General features: G+C 62.4%; 16 protein-coding genes. 4 read left to right on the top strand and 12 right to left on the bottom strand.

The genetic code is table 11. The features are described from left to right. Window positions 1-7: 7 nt before the first annotated feature. On the bottom strand, window positions 8-982 hold the full coding sequence (locus AC1DMK_RS08785) for a threonine ammonia-lyase (protein ID WP_477858402.1): 975 nt from the start codon (window positions 980-982) through the stop codon (window positions 8-10). A gap of 69 nt (window positions 983-1051) precedes the next feature. Then, window positions 1052-2125, bottom strand: coding sequence for a helix-turn-helix domain-containing protein (locus AC1DMK_RS08780; protein ID WP_037069389.1), 1074 nt, complete (start codon window positions 2123-2125; stop codon window positions 1052-1054). A gap of 160 nt (window positions 2126-2285) precedes the next feature. Between AC1DMK_RS08780 and AC1DMK_RS08775 the strand changes: the two genes are divergently transcribed. Beyond that, window positions 2286-2993, top strand: coding sequence for a hypothetical protein (locus AC1DMK_RS08775; protein WP_477858401.1), 708 nt, complete (start codon window positions 2286-2288; stop codon window positions 2991-2993). Here AC1DMK_RS08775 and ggt read toward each other — a convergent pair whose 3' ends face one another. From ggt to AC1DMK_RS08740, 7 genes are all read right to left on the bottom strand, one after another. Further along, window positions 2994-4739 carry a gamma-glutamyltransferase gene (ggt, locus tag AC1DMK_RS08770; protein WP_477858399.1) on the bottom strand — a complete coding sequence of 582 codons (1746 nt, stop codon included), beginning with the start codon at window positions 4737-4739 and terminating at the stop codon, window positions 2994-2996. 154 nt (window positions 4740-4893) lie between these two features. Beyond that, on the bottom strand, window positions 4894-5904 hold the full coding sequence (locus AC1DMK_RS08765) for an alpha/beta fold hydrolase (protein WP_477858397.1): 1011 nt from the start codon (window positions 5902-5904) through the stop codon (window positions 4894-4896). 67 nt (window positions 5905-5971) lie between these two features. After that, window positions 5972-6586 (bottom strand): hypothetical protein, encoded by a 615-nt coding sequence (locus tag AC1DMK_RS08760; protein WP_477858596.1) that lies wholly within the window; start codon window positions 6584-6586, stop codon window positions 5972-5974. Between the two features lie 107 nt (window positions 6587-6693). After that, window positions 6694-6819: a type B 50S ribosomal protein L36 gene (gene ykgO / locus AC1DMK_RS08755; RefSeq protein WP_037069952.1), complete on the bottom strand. Its 126-nt coding sequence runs from the start codon at window positions 6817-6819 to the stop codon at window positions 6694-6696. A 162-nt stretch (window positions 6820-6981) separates the two neighbouring features. Next, window positions 6982-8058, bottom strand: a complete 1077-nt coding sequence (locus tag AC1DMK_RS08750; RefSeq protein WP_477858396.1) for a 5-(carboxyamino)imidazole ribonucleotide synthase — start codon at window positions 8056-8058, stop codon at window positions 6982-6984. Continuing rightward, a complete protein-coding gene (gene purE, locus AC1DMK_RS08745) occupies window positions 8055-8549 on the bottom strand; it encodes a 5-(carboxyamino)imidazole ribonucleotide mutase (protein ID WP_037069377.1) in 495 nt (164 codons plus the stop codon). Before purE ends, AC1DMK_RS08750 begins: the two co-directional genes overlap by 4 nt. A gap of 16 nt (window positions 8550-8565) precedes the next feature. Next, entirely contained in the window at window positions 8566-8769 is a 204-nt protein-coding gene (locus AC1DMK_RS08740; protein WP_037069374.1) for a YdcH family protein, read from the bottom strand. A gap of 229 nt (window positions 8770-8998) precedes the next feature. Here AC1DMK_RS08740 and AC1DMK_RS08735 point away from each other — a divergent pair, with 229 nt between their 5' ends. Further along, window positions 8999-9172 (top strand): DUF465 domain-containing protein, encoded by a 174-nt coding sequence (locus AC1DMK_RS08735; protein ID WP_080725718.1) that lies wholly within the window; start codon window positions 8999-9001, stop codon window positions 9170-9172. A 153-nt stretch (window positions 9173-9325) separates the two neighbouring features. On the opposite strand, the gene AC1DMK_RS08730 is transcribed toward AC1DMK_RS08735, so the two are convergent. Both AC1DMK_RS08730 and AC1DMK_RS08725 read right to left on the bottom strand, forming a co-directional pair. Continuing rightward, window positions 9326-9586 carry an ArsR/SmtB family transcription factor gene (locus AC1DMK_RS08730; protein WP_037069369.1) on the bottom strand — a complete coding sequence of 87 codons (261 nt, stop codon included), beginning with the start codon at window positions 9584-9586 and terminating at the stop codon, window positions 9326-9328. 69 nt (window positions 9587-9655) lie between these two features. Further along, window positions 9656-10420 (bottom strand): sulfite exporter TauE/SafE family protein, encoded by a 765-nt coding sequence (locus AC1DMK_RS08725; protein ID WP_477858392.1) that lies wholly within the window; start codon window positions 10418-10420, stop codon window positions 9656-9658. 107 nt (window positions 10421-10527) lie between these two features. Here AC1DMK_RS08725 and AC1DMK_RS08720 point away from each other — a divergent pair, with 107 nt between their 5' ends. Then, complete coding sequence (locus AC1DMK_RS08720; protein WP_477858391.1) at window positions 10528-11181, top strand: thiamine phosphate synthase; 654 nt, start codon at window positions 10528-10530, stop codon at window positions 11179-11181. A 10-nt stretch (window positions 11182-11191) separates the two neighbouring features. Continuing rightward, window positions 11192-12274, top strand: a complete 1083-nt coding sequence (locus AC1DMK_RS08715) for a tetratricopeptide repeat protein (protein WP_477858389.1) — start codon at window positions 11192-11194, stop codon at window positions 12272-12274. A 104-nt stretch (window positions 12275-12378) separates the two neighbouring features. Here the strand turns inward: AC1DMK_RS08715 and AC1DMK_RS08710 are convergent, their stop codons facing one another. After that, window positions 12379-14115: a methyl-accepting chemotaxis protein gene (locus AC1DMK_RS08710; protein WP_477858387.1), complete on the bottom strand. Its 1737-nt coding sequence runs from the start codon at window positions 14113-14115 to the stop codon at window positions 12379-12381. Window positions 14116-14152 lie beyond the last annotated feature (37 nt).

The following is a 14152-nucleotide window of genomic DNA, read 5'->3' as shown; positions in this document are numbered from 1 at the left end:
TCCGCCTTTATCCGTGTCGTGCAAGCGCCCTGGCGAAGATGTCGGCATCGACGTTGCCGCCTGAGGTGACGACGATGGCGTCTTCCTCGTCCAGCTGCTCGCCATGGAACAGGGCCGCTGCAAGCGCCACGGCGCCGCCCGGTTCGACGACGATCTTAAGCCGCGTGAAGGCAATCGCCATGGCGCGGAGCGCCTCGTCGTCGCTGACCACGATGCCGGCACCGGAAAGCCGCTGCAGGATCGGGAAGGTGATGTTGCCAGGCTGCGGCGTGATGATGGCGTCGCAGATCGAGCCGGTCAGCGTGGCATTGCGTTCGATCTTGCCCGATGCAAGCGAGCGCGTCGTGTCGTCGAAGCCCTCGGGCTCGCAGGGGCGCACGCGAAACGCCGGGGCGCTCGCTTCCAGCGCCAGCGCTATGCCGGAGGAAAGTCCGCCGCCGCCGCAGGGAACCAGAACCTCGGCAGACTTGACGCCTTCTTCCTCGGCCTGCTCGGCAATTTCGAGGCCCGTCGTCCCCTGACCGGCAATCACCTGCGGCTCGTCGAAGGGCTTGATCAGCGTCAGCTTCCTCTCGGTCGACAGCTCAGCGCCGAGCGCGTCGCGGTCCTGCGTCGCGCGGTCGTAGAGCACGACTTCGGCACCGAGCGCGCGGGTGTTGGCAATCTTCAGCTTCGGCGCATCGGACGGCATGATGATGACGGAGGGTACGCCGTGCAGCTTGGCGGCAAGGGCGACGCCCTGCGCGTGATTGCCTGATGAAAACGCGATAACGCCGCGGGCGCGGACAGCCGGATCAAGCGATGAGACCGCCGCCCAGCCGCCGCGGAATTTGAATGAGCCCGTATGCTGCAGGCATTCGGCCTTCACGAAGACGCGCCGTCCGGCGATGTCGTTGAGGAACGGAGACGACAGAAGCGGTGTGCGGCGTGCATGTCCGCGCAGGCGGGCGCGGGCTGCGACGATCATTTCAATGCTGGCCATGGAAGCTCTTTCAGATGGTGGTTCGCTCATGCTTAGGGCGACGCGCTGTCGATGTGAACGGCTGCTTTGTCACGGTGACACGAAAAGCGTCTTTTTCGCAGGCGGCTCAAGCGCAACGAGGTTGCTGCGGTTGCGTCGCCTGAATTCCGTGGGGCTGGTGCCGCTCAAGCGCAGGAATTCGCGATTGAAATTCGACTTGCTGATGAAGCCGCAGTCGAACATCAGCCGCGTCACGGGCTCGTCGGTCTGCGCCAGCTGTTTGCAGGCGGCGCGAATGCGGAAATCGTTGACGTATTGCGACACGCTCATGCCGTGGACGCGGTTGACGGCAATCGAGACGCGGCGCGCGGCAAGGTTCATCCGGCGGGCGATGCGGCTGAGGTTGAGGTCCGGATCACGGTAGAGATGGCGCGTTTGCATGAGGCCGTCGAGGGCGGCCGCCACGGTGGCGTCTTCTGCCGTTGGCGCGGAAGCGGGGGCAAGCTGCGGTTCCGAAGGCGGGTTTTCCAAGGACTGGCTACCGCTTGCAACGGCGGCGGCCGTGCCGAGGACGAGCAGTGCCAAGACATTGCCGAGTGCGACGATGGCGCCGGAATGAATGCCCCCCGTCCGTGTGAAATCCAGGCTGATGGCGATGTCGGCGATTGCCGACGCGATCAGCGAGACGGCGGTGATCAGCAGCGAGCGGTAGGACAGCAGGGCGCCGTCGAGGCGCGAGGAGACAAGCGCATCAGGACCATGGCGCGCAAGCCACAAAAGGGCCGCGCCGTAAGCGAGGAAGATGACGGTCAGCACCGGACCGACGGGTTCGCGCCAGAAAGCCAGGAGGCAGGCGATCAGGGCGGCGGGCAGCAGATGCGGCCAGAAGCGAACAAGCGCGACCGGTCCCTCCATCGCAAGGCTTTTGAAGCTGATCCAGGCGAGGCCGGCGATCAGCGAGGCGACGAGGGCCTGGGCCGGAAGGATGTCGACGACGTCGTAACCCCAGCGGATGCCGATCAGCACCGATTGCAGCGCATAGGCGGCGATCAGGAGCAGAAAGGGGCGCTTTTCCGGCGCGTGCCAATCGCCCTGCCTGAGCATGCGGACGAGCAGGATGAAAAGCAGGAATCCAACGACTAGGGGTAGCGGTACGAAGATCATGACAGCGGATCCGGTGTTGCTTGCGCGAATATCAACACGACAATGGCCTTGATCGCAATCGCGGGCGACCCGGATTGCGTTTCAGGTCTCGATAAATGTCTCCAATCGTCAGCTTGCCTCGGCCGCCACGTTGAAGGCGGCTCGCGCAAGGAGACAGGCGATGGCATTTTTTCTATTCATACCCGCATTCTTCATGTCGCTGGTTGCGGCCTTTGCCGATACTGGGTCGTCCGGCGAGGCGCTCGACATTTCGGCAGTCCGCACCGTTGTCGTCAGCGGCGATGCGAGCGATATCAGGATCACCACCAAGGCCGGCGAGCCTTACCGGGCGCAAACGCAGGGGCGCCGCGGCGGGTGGTTTTCCTCGTGGTATTCAAGCTGGTTCTTCAACAGTTGCCTGGATCGCAGCCGGATGCATGTCGACGGTACGACGTTGCGGGTCGAGGTAATGCAGACCTCGTGGACGGATCTGTCGGACTGCACGCTCGAAGTATCTGCAAACGTCCCTCCAGGCAGCGCCATCCGCGTCGACCAGCAGGCCGTCAGGGCGTGGTTCGAGGGGGATTTCGCAAGCCTTGGAATCTCAAGCAAGGCGGCCGATATCTCGCTCGAGGGCCATGCCTCTACCGTCGATATCCTCGGTGCCGCCGTGCGGGCGCAGCTGCATTATGATGGGATCCGGCGCGACGAGCGGATCGATATCGCGGCCCAATCTCTGGAGGCCGAGCTCGGTTTCGGCAGGGATGTGCCGGTCGACTATACCGTGACCGCCAAGGCGTCCTATGTCGACAGTCCGGGCCCGAGCGTGCCGGGCGCCAAGCCGCAGGTGACGATCAGGGGCGACTACGTTCACGCCCGCCTCCGCTGATCAATAGCCGCCGGCCGAGCCCTCGGCCGCGCGGCTGTCCATGGCGCCGTAATAGCGAGCGGCCCCGCCCTTCTCGATATCGGCGAGGCTCTTGCCGCCGACGAGGATGCCGGCGGCCTGTCCCCATTGCGGCGGTCCGCTGCCGTCGTCCAGCGTGTGGCCCATGGCGACAAGCGCCCGGATCGTATCGGGGGAGAGGGTGTAGGGTTCGAGATAGACCTTGTCCGGCTGCCACTGATGATGAATGCGCGGCGCGTTGACGGCCTGGCTGATGTCCATGCCGAAATCGACCACGTTCAGGATCGCTTCGAGCGTAATGGTGATGATGCGCGAGCCGCCGGGGCTGCCGATCACCATGAACGGCTTGCCGTCCCTGGTGACGATCGTGGGGCTCATGGACGAGAGCGGCGTCTTCTTCGGCGCGATGGCATTGGCCTCGCCCTGAACCAGGCCGTAGAGGTTCGGCACCCCTGGCTTGGAAGTGAAGTCGTCCATCTCGTTGTTGAGAAGGATGCCTGTGCCGGGCGCCACCACGCCGGCACCGAAGGAGCCGTTCAGCGTGTAGGTGACGGCCACCGCGTTGCCGTCGTCGTCGATGATTGAATAGTGCGTGGTCTCGACGCTTTCCTTGGCGCCGAGCGGTTTCAGGTTGGCGGAGCTGCCCGCCCTGTCATTGTCGATCTTGGCGCGGATATCCTTGGCATAGCCCTTGTCCAGCAGCTTGGACACCGGGTTTTCAACGAAATCCGGATCGCCGAGCGCAGCATTGCGATCGACATAGGCGTAGCGCATCGCCTCCACCATGAGATGCACCGCCTCGGCGGAGCCATAGCCGAGAAAGGAGAGCGGATAGCCTTCCAGCACGTTCAGGATTTCGCAGATGATGACGCCGCCGGAGGAGGGTGGGGGCGAGGAGACGATGTCGTAGCCGCGATAATTGCATTCGATCGGCTTCAGCTCACGCACGGCATACTGTTCGAAATCCTGCTTCGCGAGGATGCCACCTTTAGCCTCGCTCGCCTTGACGATCGCGTCTGCCGGAATGCCCTTATAGAAGGCGTCGGGTCCTTTTTCCGCGATGCTCGAGAGAACGGCGGCGAGCTCAGGCTGCGTCAGTTTCTCGCCCGAACGATAAGGCATGCCATCCGGCTTCAGGAAGATCCGGGCTGCAGCGTCGTCCTTGGCCAGGCGCTTGGCGCTGCCGGCGAGGCTGGCGGCATCGCCCTGTTCCAGCGTGAAGCCTTCCCGGGCGTAGCGGATGGCCGGCGCCAACAGATCCTCACGCGACCTGGTGCCGTATTTCTCGCGCGCGGTCTCAAAGCCCATGACGGAACCCGGCACCCCGACGGCGAGGTAGCCGTCGAGGCTGGCGCGCGGCACGACATCTCCCTTGGCATCGAGATACATCGTCTTGGCGGCGGCAAGCGGCGCGCGTTCGCGGAAATCGAGGAAGGTCGTTCGGCCATCTTTCAGCCGGATGGTCATGAAGCCGCCGCCGCCGATGTTGCCCGCCGTCGGGTAGACGACTGCCAGGGCATAGCCGACCGCGACGGCGGCATCCACCGCGTTGCCGCCGCTCTTCAGGACATCGACGCCGACGTCGGTCGCCAGGTGCTGGGCGGTAACGACCATGCCGTGCTCGGCCTCCACGGGCGCGGGCGAAGCGGCGAAAGCCGCTGTCAGCGGTGCAAGTGCGAGCGACAGCGCGGCGACCACGGCGAATGATTTCATGCAAAGGCGGTCCATGACTTTCCCCGAAGGATTGCGATGAAAAAGATATGGGACGCCGGTGCCTCGAGGCAATGATGGGACGCAGTTCAAGCGGGCAGGTCGGCCAGTTTCCGGTTGGCGTTGCCGGCGCCGGACCGCCACCTGCGACGGCGGCCTCAGTCTCGCGAGACTATGCTCGCTCTGCACCCTGACGGGCAAGGCGCTCTTCGGCCGTGCGCGCGGCAGCCTCGAGATCGCGGAATTGCCCCGCGATCTTTTCCAGTGCTGCGATGGCGACATCGGTCGCGAGGTAGTCCGGCTTGTGTCCCACGCCGCGGATCCTGACCAGCTCGGAACCCTCGATATCGCGGGCCAGTCCCTGCGAGTGGAGATGCTCCCAGACGATATCGTCGCTGTCACCGGTGATGATGACGGTCGGTGCGGTGATCTGTGGGTAGAGAGGCGACTGCACCTTCACATAGTCGAGCAGCCGTATGCAATCGGAGGCATTGTTGCAGAAGGTCTCCGGTCGCAGCACCAGGGAAGGGCCGGTTCGTGCGATATAGTCCGCGGGGCGCTGATTGGGGCTGAAGACGCTCCGCGTAACCTGTTCCATCCGCCCCAGGCCAAGCGGCACCACGAGTGCGTGCGTAAAGAGCCAGCCGATCAGCGGCACCGTCGCGACATGGTAGTACCAGTCGACCCCGCCTGGCCACGGATGCGTCGCCGGCGCGAGGAAGAGAAGGCCCCTGGTCTTGTCCGGATGGCGCACGCCGAAAGCCGCTGCGATCGCGCCGCCGAAGGAATGGCCGACGATGATCGCCTTGTCTATGCCGCGCTTTTCCATGAGGTGGGCGATGGCATCCGCCTGGCCGGAAGGAAGGGCGTTTTCTGGGCCGCCGCGCTCGGAATAACCATGGCCCGGACGATCGACGAACAGCATTTCGGCGCGGCCGGCGAGCGGTGCAAGAAAGGCTCCACGCTGGTCGAGGAGATTGCCGCTGGCGCCATGGATGAAGACAATGGCCGGCAGGTCTGGGGTCTCAGGACGCGGGACGTGAACGGCATTCATGCGGTAGCCGCCGACGTCGGTCAGTTCACCGATATTGGGATAGGCCTGCTCGATCTGACGCGCTTTATAGGAGGAGTAGCCGATAGCGGCTGCTAGGGGCGCGAGGAGCGCTGAGATTTCGGCAAACATGAAAGCGACCTGAGCAAACTTATGGACACAATACGCAAGATGGGCTGCGCCGGTTCACCGTCCAGGATCATGTGCGGTTGCCGGCCAGTTTTTCAGCGAGTGTGTTCATCTGTTCCTGCGCGGCGCGATTGGCAGGGTATATGTCGAGAAATCGCTCCCAAGCCTTGAGCGCTAGCTGGTCGTTGCCGGACTCGGAGAGAATCGCGGCCATGCCTGACAGTGCGCCGAAATGTCGAGGTTCGATATCGAGCACGCGTTCGATGTCGGACATGGATTTGCGCATGCTGCCGTTGGCATAGTTCAACGTCGCGCGGCGGTTCCAGCTCTCGGCATAGTTCGGTTTCAATGCGATTGCCTGGTCGAGGAAGTCAAGGGCCGCGGCGTTGCGCTTATCCTGAATTGCCTTGTCGGCCCATTGCATGAGCAAGTTGACCGTAGCGCTGCCGGAATCGTTCCATTCGGTGCGAATCTCGTCAGCGATACTGCTGGCCTTGTCGGCGTCGCGCTCGCGTTTCAGCTGCGTATAAAGCTGGTCGAGATGCTGCCCGGGGGAGAGGTTCGCATCCGGCTGCTCGACGATCGTTTCCTTGTCCTGCGCTACAGCAGGCAGCACGGGAGCCAGCAAGGCGAAAGCGAGCGGTAGCACCGCGGATGTCATGGCCAAAAAACGCATGGCGGGCATATTAGCCCGCCAACGCAGAAGATCAAAGCGATTTAACCGGATCACTTCAGCAATCCCCCGAACAGGCCCAGGCGCACAAAGTCGCCGAGCCATTCGGCCGTGCGATATCAGCCCTGACGAGCCTTGAAGCGCGGGTTCAGCTTGTTGATGATGTAGACGCGGCCCTTGCGGCGAACCAGGCGGTTGTCACGGTGACGAGCCTTGAGCGACTTGAGCGAATTCTTGATCTTCATTGTTTTGATCCGCGATGTTTGGGGGAATTCACATTCGCCCGTATATATGACATTCAAAAGCGCGCTCAGGGCGCGCTCTTCAGGTTGGGCGTGCAGATAACCCGGCCACTTGTCTGTGTCAACCACATGAAGGTGTTTTTCCCGTGGCAGAAGGGCGTTCTGTCAGGGGAAAACCGATGATTTTGCAGTCAGCGTGGTGACGTGGCCCATCTTGCGGCCGGGCCGGGATTCCGTCTTTCCGTAGAGATGAACCAGCGTATCGCGGCGCTTCAGCCAGTCCGGCAGCGCCAGGATATCGTCGCCGATCAGGTTCTGCATGACGCAGTCGGAGTGACGGTCGGAATTGCCGAGCGGCAAGCCGGCAACGGCGCGGATATGCTGCTCGAACTGCGAGACGACGCAGGCCGCTTCCGTCCAATGGCCGGAGTTGTGTACGCGCGGCGCCATCTCGTTGGCAATCAGGCTGCCGTCTGCGAGCACAAAGAACTCGATGCCGATGACGCCGACATAGCCGAGCGTCGTCAGGATCGTCTCCGCAGCCTCGCGGGCAGCGGCAGCCGTCGCTTCGGTGATGGAGGCGGGTACGGTCGAGGTGTGGAGAATGCCGTTGCGGTGGATGTTTTCGGCCGGATCGAAGCAGACGACGGTTGCGTCGGTCGCGCGCGCGGCAATGATCGAGATCTCACGCTCGAAGGAAACGAAGCTTTCGAGAATCAGCGGCACGCCGCCAAGGGCAGCGTAGGCGCCGTCGGCGCTGTCGGCGCCGGAGCGGAAGACCATCTGGCCCTTGCCGTCATAGCCGAGCCGTCGCGTCTTCAGGACCCCCTGGCCGCCGAAGTCCCGCAATGCGGCCTCGAGGCCGGACTGGTTGTCCACGGCACGAAAGTCGGCTGTGGATATGCTGCAGCCGTTGATGAAACGCTTCTCGACCAAGCGGTCCTGCGCCGCTTCCAGAGCCATGGGGGGCGGATAGACCGCAACGCTGCCTGCGAGCGTTTCGGCGGCGGAAACGGGCACGTTCTCGAACTCATAGGTGACCACGTCGCAGGCTTCGGCAAGTTCGGCGAGTGCCACCGGATCGTCGTAAGCGGCAACGATCTGGCCGTTCGCCACCTGTGCGGCGGGACAATCGACCTGCGGCTCAAGGATAATGGTGCGGACGTTCAGCCGCGCAGCCGCCATGGCCATCATGCGGCCCAGCTGGCCGCCGCCGATGATGCCGATCGTCGTTACGGTCATAGGTCGTCCATCGGGTATTCTGCGACGGCAGCGCTCTGGCGCTCGCGCCATTCGTCAAGGCGGTCGGCGATTTCCTCGTCCGACAGGGCAAGGACGGCGGCAGCAAGAAGGGCAGCGTTGATCGCGCCGGCCTTGCCGATCGCCAGCGTGCCGACAGGAATGCCGCCCGGCATCTGGACGATGGAAAGGAGGCTGTCCTGACCCGACAGCGCCTTGGACTGAACCGGAACGCCAAACACCGGAAGCGGCGTCATGGCTGCTGCCATTCCAGGCAGATGTGCGGCGCCACCGGCGCCTGCAATAATGACCTTGAAGCCTTCGTCGCGCGCCGACTTGGCGAAATTCACCAGACGATCAGGCGTACGGTGGGCCGAAATGATGCGCGCGTCGTAGGGGATTTCCAGCGCTTCCAACGTATCGGCGGCGTTCTTCATGGTTTCCCAATCCGACTGGCTGCCCATGATGATGGCTACGGGTGGTCTGTCTGTCATCGTCACGACAATTCCCTCAGGCGATGATATCAGGGATGATCTGGTCCTCGAGCTTTGTCAGCTTGTCCTTGATAACCAGCTTCTTCTTTTTCATGCGTTGAATGCGCAGCGCGTCGCATCCGGTGGCAATCATGGCGTTGATGGCGACATCGTAATCTTCGTGCTCCTGACGCATGCGCGCCACGATGAGCCTGACTTCCGCCTGTTCCTGATCCGGCATTTGTATTCCCCACGATCGTCTTCGGACGCTGTCCGGTCTGGCGATGATTTTCGCATGCTCCTATCATCAAATAGCGGTAACGGCTAGTTGGTGATGATCATGAATTTGCCACGTAGTCTCCTTGTTTTCGCCTTCGACAAGCTTTCAAAAATGTGTCACACTTTGAAGGTTGACGCCTTGGATCTCCGGCGGTGTTGGCCGGAGAGAGGTAAGAGGAAGGAAGGGTCAAATGACTGTTCAAGCTCATCTTGAATCACTCCAGAAAAAGCATGGCGCTCTTGAGGAGGAGCTTCATTCGCTTATGGTATCCCCCTCGAGAGACGACCGTGAGGTCGCCGAGTGCAAGCGCAGGAAGCTGCGCATCAAGGACGAGATTGAGCGTCTCAAATCTCCCGTACATTGACAGGATAACCAAATACTTGGCGTGGGTCGCGCGACAACGGAAGGTGATATCGCAAGATTCCCAATAATTTAGCAAAACTTCGCGTCAGGTAGAGTTTCCTGAGCGCCGATTGTGAAGAGTTCGCAATCGGCGCTCTTTCATTTTGGGCGGGTGTCAGGCCCAGAATTGATCCAGCCACAGATTGAGCCTGTCGAAGCCGCGATTGTTGACGGCATAGATGCGCTTGGTGCCGTTTGCAGTCACCGAAACCAGGTTGCAATCGAGCAGTGCCTTGAGGTGCTGCGAGACGGCGGGGCGGCTTATCGGAAGGCCCTCGGCCAGTTCGTTGACGGTGCGCGGAGCTCGTCGCAACTCCTCCAGCAGGAAGCGCCGGTGAGGGTCGGCTATCGCAGTGAAGGCGTCCGCGTTCGACATGGCGGAAAGCTACGTCAAACGAGGCAGTTCGGCAAGGAGATTGTGCGTCGCAGCGAAAGCCCGCGATCGCTAGTATCCCAGGCCCTCGCGGGCGATCAGGATGGCCGCGATCAGCGCCATTGCATACATGAACGGATAAAAGATTGCTGGTTTCATCCGGCGCACGCACCATGCCCCGGTCAAGGTTGCCAGCGGCGCCAAGGGCAGAAGCGTGGCCGCGGCCGCAAGGTTCCGTGTGTCGAGCTGTCCCAAGGCGAAGTAGGGGACCAGCTTTATCGCGTTCAGAATAGCGAAGAAGCGGACGCTGGTGCCGATATAGTCGCGAGGCGGCAGCTGCAGCGGCAGGGCGTAGATCTGGAACGGGGCGCCGCCCGCATGCGCCACAAAGCTGCCATAGCCGGACAGGCTTGCCCAGAGCGTTGCAAGAAGCGGGCGCTGCTCGTGCGGCTTTATTGCCCGTGCGGCGCCGGGGCCGAAACTGTTCCAGAAGTAGCGCAGGCAGAAGAGCACGGTGACCGCGCCGATGACGACGCGCAGGACATTGCCGGGCACCAGTGCTGAGGTTGCCCAGCCGAGCGCGATGCCGAAGATGGCACCGGGCAGCATGATCTTCAGTGTCGTCCAGTCGCCGTGCTTGCGCCAGATGACCAGTGAGATCATATCCATGCAGACAAGGATCGGCAGAAGGATCGCGGCGGCCTGAACCGGCGAGACGACGAGGGCGAGAAAGGGCAACCCGATCAACGAGAGCGCGTCGCCCATGCCGCCTTTCGCCAGGCCGACCAGAATGACGGCCGGAATGGCGGCGTAATAAAATGAAAGGTCCATCGGCATGCTTTTGAAAGTCCTCCCTTGCCAGTCCCGTCTAACGGAATTACTCACACAGGACGAGTGCGGATGGGCCGGGAAACTGTGAAATCCGCTGCAAATGGAAAGAGTTCATGACCGAACCGCAAAATCGCTGCCGCCTAGTTCTGATCGTTCCCGATATCGCCGATGCCGATGAGCAGGCGAAGATCGTCGGCGATGCTCTGAAGGGCGGCGATGTCGCCTCGGTGATCGTGCCGCAATACGCATTGAATGACAGCGAGTTTCAAAAGCACGCCGAGAAGCTCGTTCCGATCATTCAGGACGCCGGCGCGGCAGCCTTGCTCGCCGGTGACAGCCGCGTCGTCGGGCGCACGAAGGCGGACGGGTTGCACCTGACGGGTCCGGCCAGCGAGATCTCAGAGGCGATCGAAAAATATGCCGACAAGCTGATCGTCGGTGGCGGCAACGCTGCCGACAGGCATCATGCACTCGAAATCGGCGAGCAACGACCCGACTACATCTTCTTCGGCAAGCTCGAGGGCGACATCAAGCCGGAGGCGCATCCGAAGAACGTCGCGCTCGGCGAATGGTGGGCCTCGATGATCGCGATCCCCTGCATCGTCATGGGCGGTACGGACCCGGCCTCGGCGCTTGTGGTGGCAGACAGCGGTGCCGAATTCGTCGCCTTGCGGCTTGCCGTTTTCGCAGACCCCGCGCGAGCACCGTCCATCGTGGCCGAAGTCAACGCGCTGTTGGACGAAAAAGCGCCACGGTTTGAGGATTGATATCCCGCCCATGCCGATCTTGACCCGCCATTTGCGCCTTTTTCTCATCGCCACCGCTACTGTTGTGGCAGCGCTTGCGCATGGCGCATCGGCGCAAACTGTCGACAATGTGGTGACGCGCCCGCTGACCGGAGCGCCGGAAGCGCTGAAGTCGGGGCGGCCGCAGTCGAACGGTACCGAGCCCTCTACGGGCGTTGGCGTGTTTGAGCGGATGGGGGCGAAGTTGCCCGACCTGCCGCCGGAGAAGGATTACAAGGGGCCGGTCGACGAGGCCTATGGTGCATACCAGCGCGGCTACTATCTGACGGCGATGGATATGGCGTTGCCGCGCGCGCAGCTCGGCGACCCGGCGGCACAGACGCTCGTCGCTGAAATGCTTGCCTCGGGCCTTGGCGTCAAGCGCGATCCCAAGAATGCCGCTTTCTGGTACGGCAAGGCCGCGGATGGCGGCGATGCGGCCGCCATGTTCAAGTACTCCCTGATCCTCATCGAGGGCAGGCACGTCAAACGCGATAAAGCCAAGGCCGACGAGTACATGAACAAGTCGGCTGATGCCGGCAATTCTTCGGCGCAGTTCAACTGGGGCCAGATCCTGACGGCCGATAATCCGGGCGACAAGGGATTGAAGCTCGCGCTGCCCTATTATGAGAAGTCAGCGGAGCAGGGGGTCGCCGACGCGCAATACGCCGTTGCCGAGATCTATTCGTCGCTTCCCGATCTGCCGGCGGAGAAAAAACAGTTGGCGCGTGAGTGGATGGCGCGTGCCGCGCATGCGGGATTCGATTCCGCCCAGGTCGATCTCGGTATCTGGCTGGTCAACGGCACGAACGGACCGCGCGATTTCGTCAAGGGCTTCCAATGGTTGCGCATTGCTGCCAACGGCGGCAACGTGGTGGCGCAGAACAAGCTCGCGCACCTCTACATCAACGCGCTGGGCACCAAACCCGACCCGATCGAGGCGGCAAAATGGTATGTGCTGTCGCGCCGCGCCGGTCTGCCGGACCCGGGGTTGGAAGACTTCTACCTCGGCATCGAGGAAGAGCAGCAGAAGGCGGCAATCGATGCCGCCAACAAGTTCCGTCGGACGCGCTAGACTATCCGGTTTTTCTCCGAATTGCGAAAGCGCTCTGATCTTTTGTTTTCACGCAATCGCGAACGGAAAACCGCAGTGCAGTTTTGCTGGAACTACTCTAGTCCCTAGAACAGCGCGTCGGCGAACAGATCCTCTTCGTTGGTGCCGGCGCTTGCCGTTTCCACCGCGGCCAGGGCCGCTGTTTCCATCGCGGGAATGATGTCGCGGTGGACGTTTCGCTCCTGCGCCATGGTGTAGAGCTTGAAGATCTTGCGATCGAGCGGCGCGACGATGTCGGCGAGATCCGAAATATCGGCGATCTCTGCGCCCGCCACGTCCTCCAGCATATCGGCACAGCCCGCAAGGACGTCGCCGAGGTCGCGCTGGAAATCCAGCTTGCCGATCAGCAGGTTGATTTTTCCGGCCACTTCGCGGCCGTGCTCCGACAGAACCTTCAGTTCATTCTCCATCGTGTCGGCAGCGGTGCGGATGTCGGCGACTGCGTCGGTAAGGTTCTCGCCGAGGCCGCCGGACGCAGCGTCCGTCGAAGGCGTAACATTGCCGGCCGCGGCTTCCAGAGCGGGAAGTCCGTTGACGATCGCGTCCGCGGACTCGTCCAGCTTGCCTGCGAAAATACGCAGTTCGGCGGTGACGACGTTGATCGATTTGCCTTCCTCGCCGAGCCGGCTGCAGCGCAGGTTGGTGTTCAGCGCCATGTAGTGGATGTCGGTCTTGACCGCGCGGATGTTGCCGATCGATTCCAGCAGCCTGGCCGCGGTGCCGAGCGTCGACTGGCTGACCTGATCGGCCTGTTGCGTCGCCGCGTCGACCTGCTGGACGATCTCGTGGGCGGCCGAGACGCTGGATTCCAGCGCGCGCATGAAGTTGCCTTCGGCGCCGCCCTTCATCTGGTCGCGCAGCCGCAGGATCTCCTGCGTGTCATGGCCGAAGCTCGCGATCGTTTTGACGACGTTCTGCGAATCCCGGTGGAAGTCCTTGCACATGTCACCCATCTGCGCTGCCGTGAGATGATGGATGACGTTTTCCACCCGCTTGCGCGCCTCGGCATTGAGATTGCCGCCTTCGGCAGTGTCCAGAAAATCCTCCAATAGAGCAAAGGTGTTTTGGACATGCTCGATGCGCTGGCGCGTGATGTCGCCGATCTGCAAAGCCGAGAGCGTCGAGGCGACCTTGCTCTGGATGCCGCGGGCGATGGCGGAGACGTCGCGGGCCATCGCTGCGAGGTGCTGGCGGTGTTCGGCGATCTTGCGGGCGTCGTCCTTTAGGGCACTTGCCACTTCCGGCACGGTCTCGGCGTAGCTCTTCGCCATGTTGGTGCCGAAGGTCAGCGCCACCTTTACTTCTTTGTCCAGCCTGTCGAGATGGGCGGCGAAGCCGTTGACTTCCTCGGTGCCGGAATGGATGCGTTCGAGGATTTCCTGCGCGAAGCCGGCAAACTCCGGCAGCCCCGCGCCGGTGATTTTCACGGTCACCGCAAAGGTGCGCAGATAGCGCATGGTCTCTTGCATATCGGCAACGTGCTTGCGCAGCGAATATCCAGTGGTGGCAAGCGAGGAGAGCGCATCGCGCCGCGCCTTCTCGGCGCTCGGGAGATCGGCCAGGCTCTTGACGGTCGAGCGCAGATCCGCGCCGGCGTCGCTACCTTCGCTGGTGCTCAGCGTCTTCGTGACATTGTCCAGCGAACTCAACAGCCGGTTGAGTACGTCCATCACCGAGAGCAGCACCGTGCCGCCCTCCAGAAAGCGCTCTTCTACCTGGCTGCGCGCTGCCTCCAGTGTCTGGGTGATATCCGATCCGGACGTCCGGAATACGGTTGGTGCCGATGTCGCCCCGTTTTTCACGTTATTTCCTTTACTTATAACATTGGCAATTTCGGCT

The organism is Rhizobium sp. 05L419, assembly GCF_056397845.1.
Note: the sequence above shows the minus strand (reverse complement) of the source record. Positions and strands in the feature narration are given on the sequence as shown.

Coding starts and splice junctions, on each gene's coding strand:
- AC1DMK_RS08785 (WP_477858402.1), bottom strand. CDS start 982: ATGGCCAGCATTGAAATGATCGTCGCAGCCCGCGCCCGCCTGCGCGGA.
- AC1DMK_RS08780 (WP_037069389.1), bottom strand. CDS start 2,125: ATGATCTTCGTACCGCTACCCCTAGTCGTTGGATTCCTGCTTTTCATC.
- AC1DMK_RS08775 (WP_477858401.1), top strand. CDS start 2,286: ATGGCATTTTTTCTATTCATACCCGCATTCTTCATGTCGCTGGTTGCG.
- ggt (WP_477858399.1), bottom strand. CDS start 4,739: ATGGACCGCCTTTGCATGAAATCATTCGCCGTGGTCGCCGCGCTGTCG.
- AC1DMK_RS08765 (WP_477858397.1), bottom strand. CDS start 5,904: ATGTTTGCCGAAATCTCAGCGCTCCTCGCGCCCCTAGCAGCCGCTATC.
- AC1DMK_RS08760 (WP_477858596.1), bottom strand. CDS start 6,586: ATGCCCGCCATGCGTTTTTTGGCCATGACATCCGCGGTGCTACCGCTC.
- ykgO (WP_037069952.1), bottom strand. CDS start 6,819: ATGAAGATCAAGAATTCGCTCAAGTCGCTCAAGGCTCGTCACCGTGAC.
- AC1DMK_RS08750 (WP_477858396.1), bottom strand. CDS start 8,058: ATGACCGTAACGACGATCGGCATCATCGGCGGCGGCCAGCTGGGCCGC.
- purE (WP_037069377.1), bottom strand. CDS start 8,549: ATGACAGACAGACCACCCGTAGCCATCATCATGGGCAGCCAGTCGGAT.
- AC1DMK_RS08740 (WP_037069374.1), bottom strand. CDS start 8,769: ATGCCGGATCAGGAACAGGCGGAAGTCAGGCTCATCGTGGCGCGCATG.
- AC1DMK_RS08735 (WP_080725718.1), top strand. CDS start 8,999: ATGACTGTTCAAGCTCATCTTGAATCACTCCAGAAAAAGCATGGCGCT.
- AC1DMK_RS08730 (WP_037069369.1), bottom strand. CDS start 9,586: ATGTCGAACGCGGACGCCTTCACTGCGATAGCCGACCCTCACCGGCGC.
- AC1DMK_RS08725 (WP_477858392.1), bottom strand. CDS start 10,420: ATGCCGATGGACCTTTCATTTTATTACGCCGCCATTCCGGCCGTCATT.
- AC1DMK_RS08720 (WP_477858391.1), top strand. CDS start 10,528: ATGACCGAACCGCAAAATCGCTGCCGCCTAGTTCTGATCGTTCCCGAT.
- AC1DMK_RS08715 (WP_477858389.1), top strand. CDS start 11,192: ATGCCGATCTTGACCCGCCATTTGCGCCTTTTTCTCATCGCCACCGCT.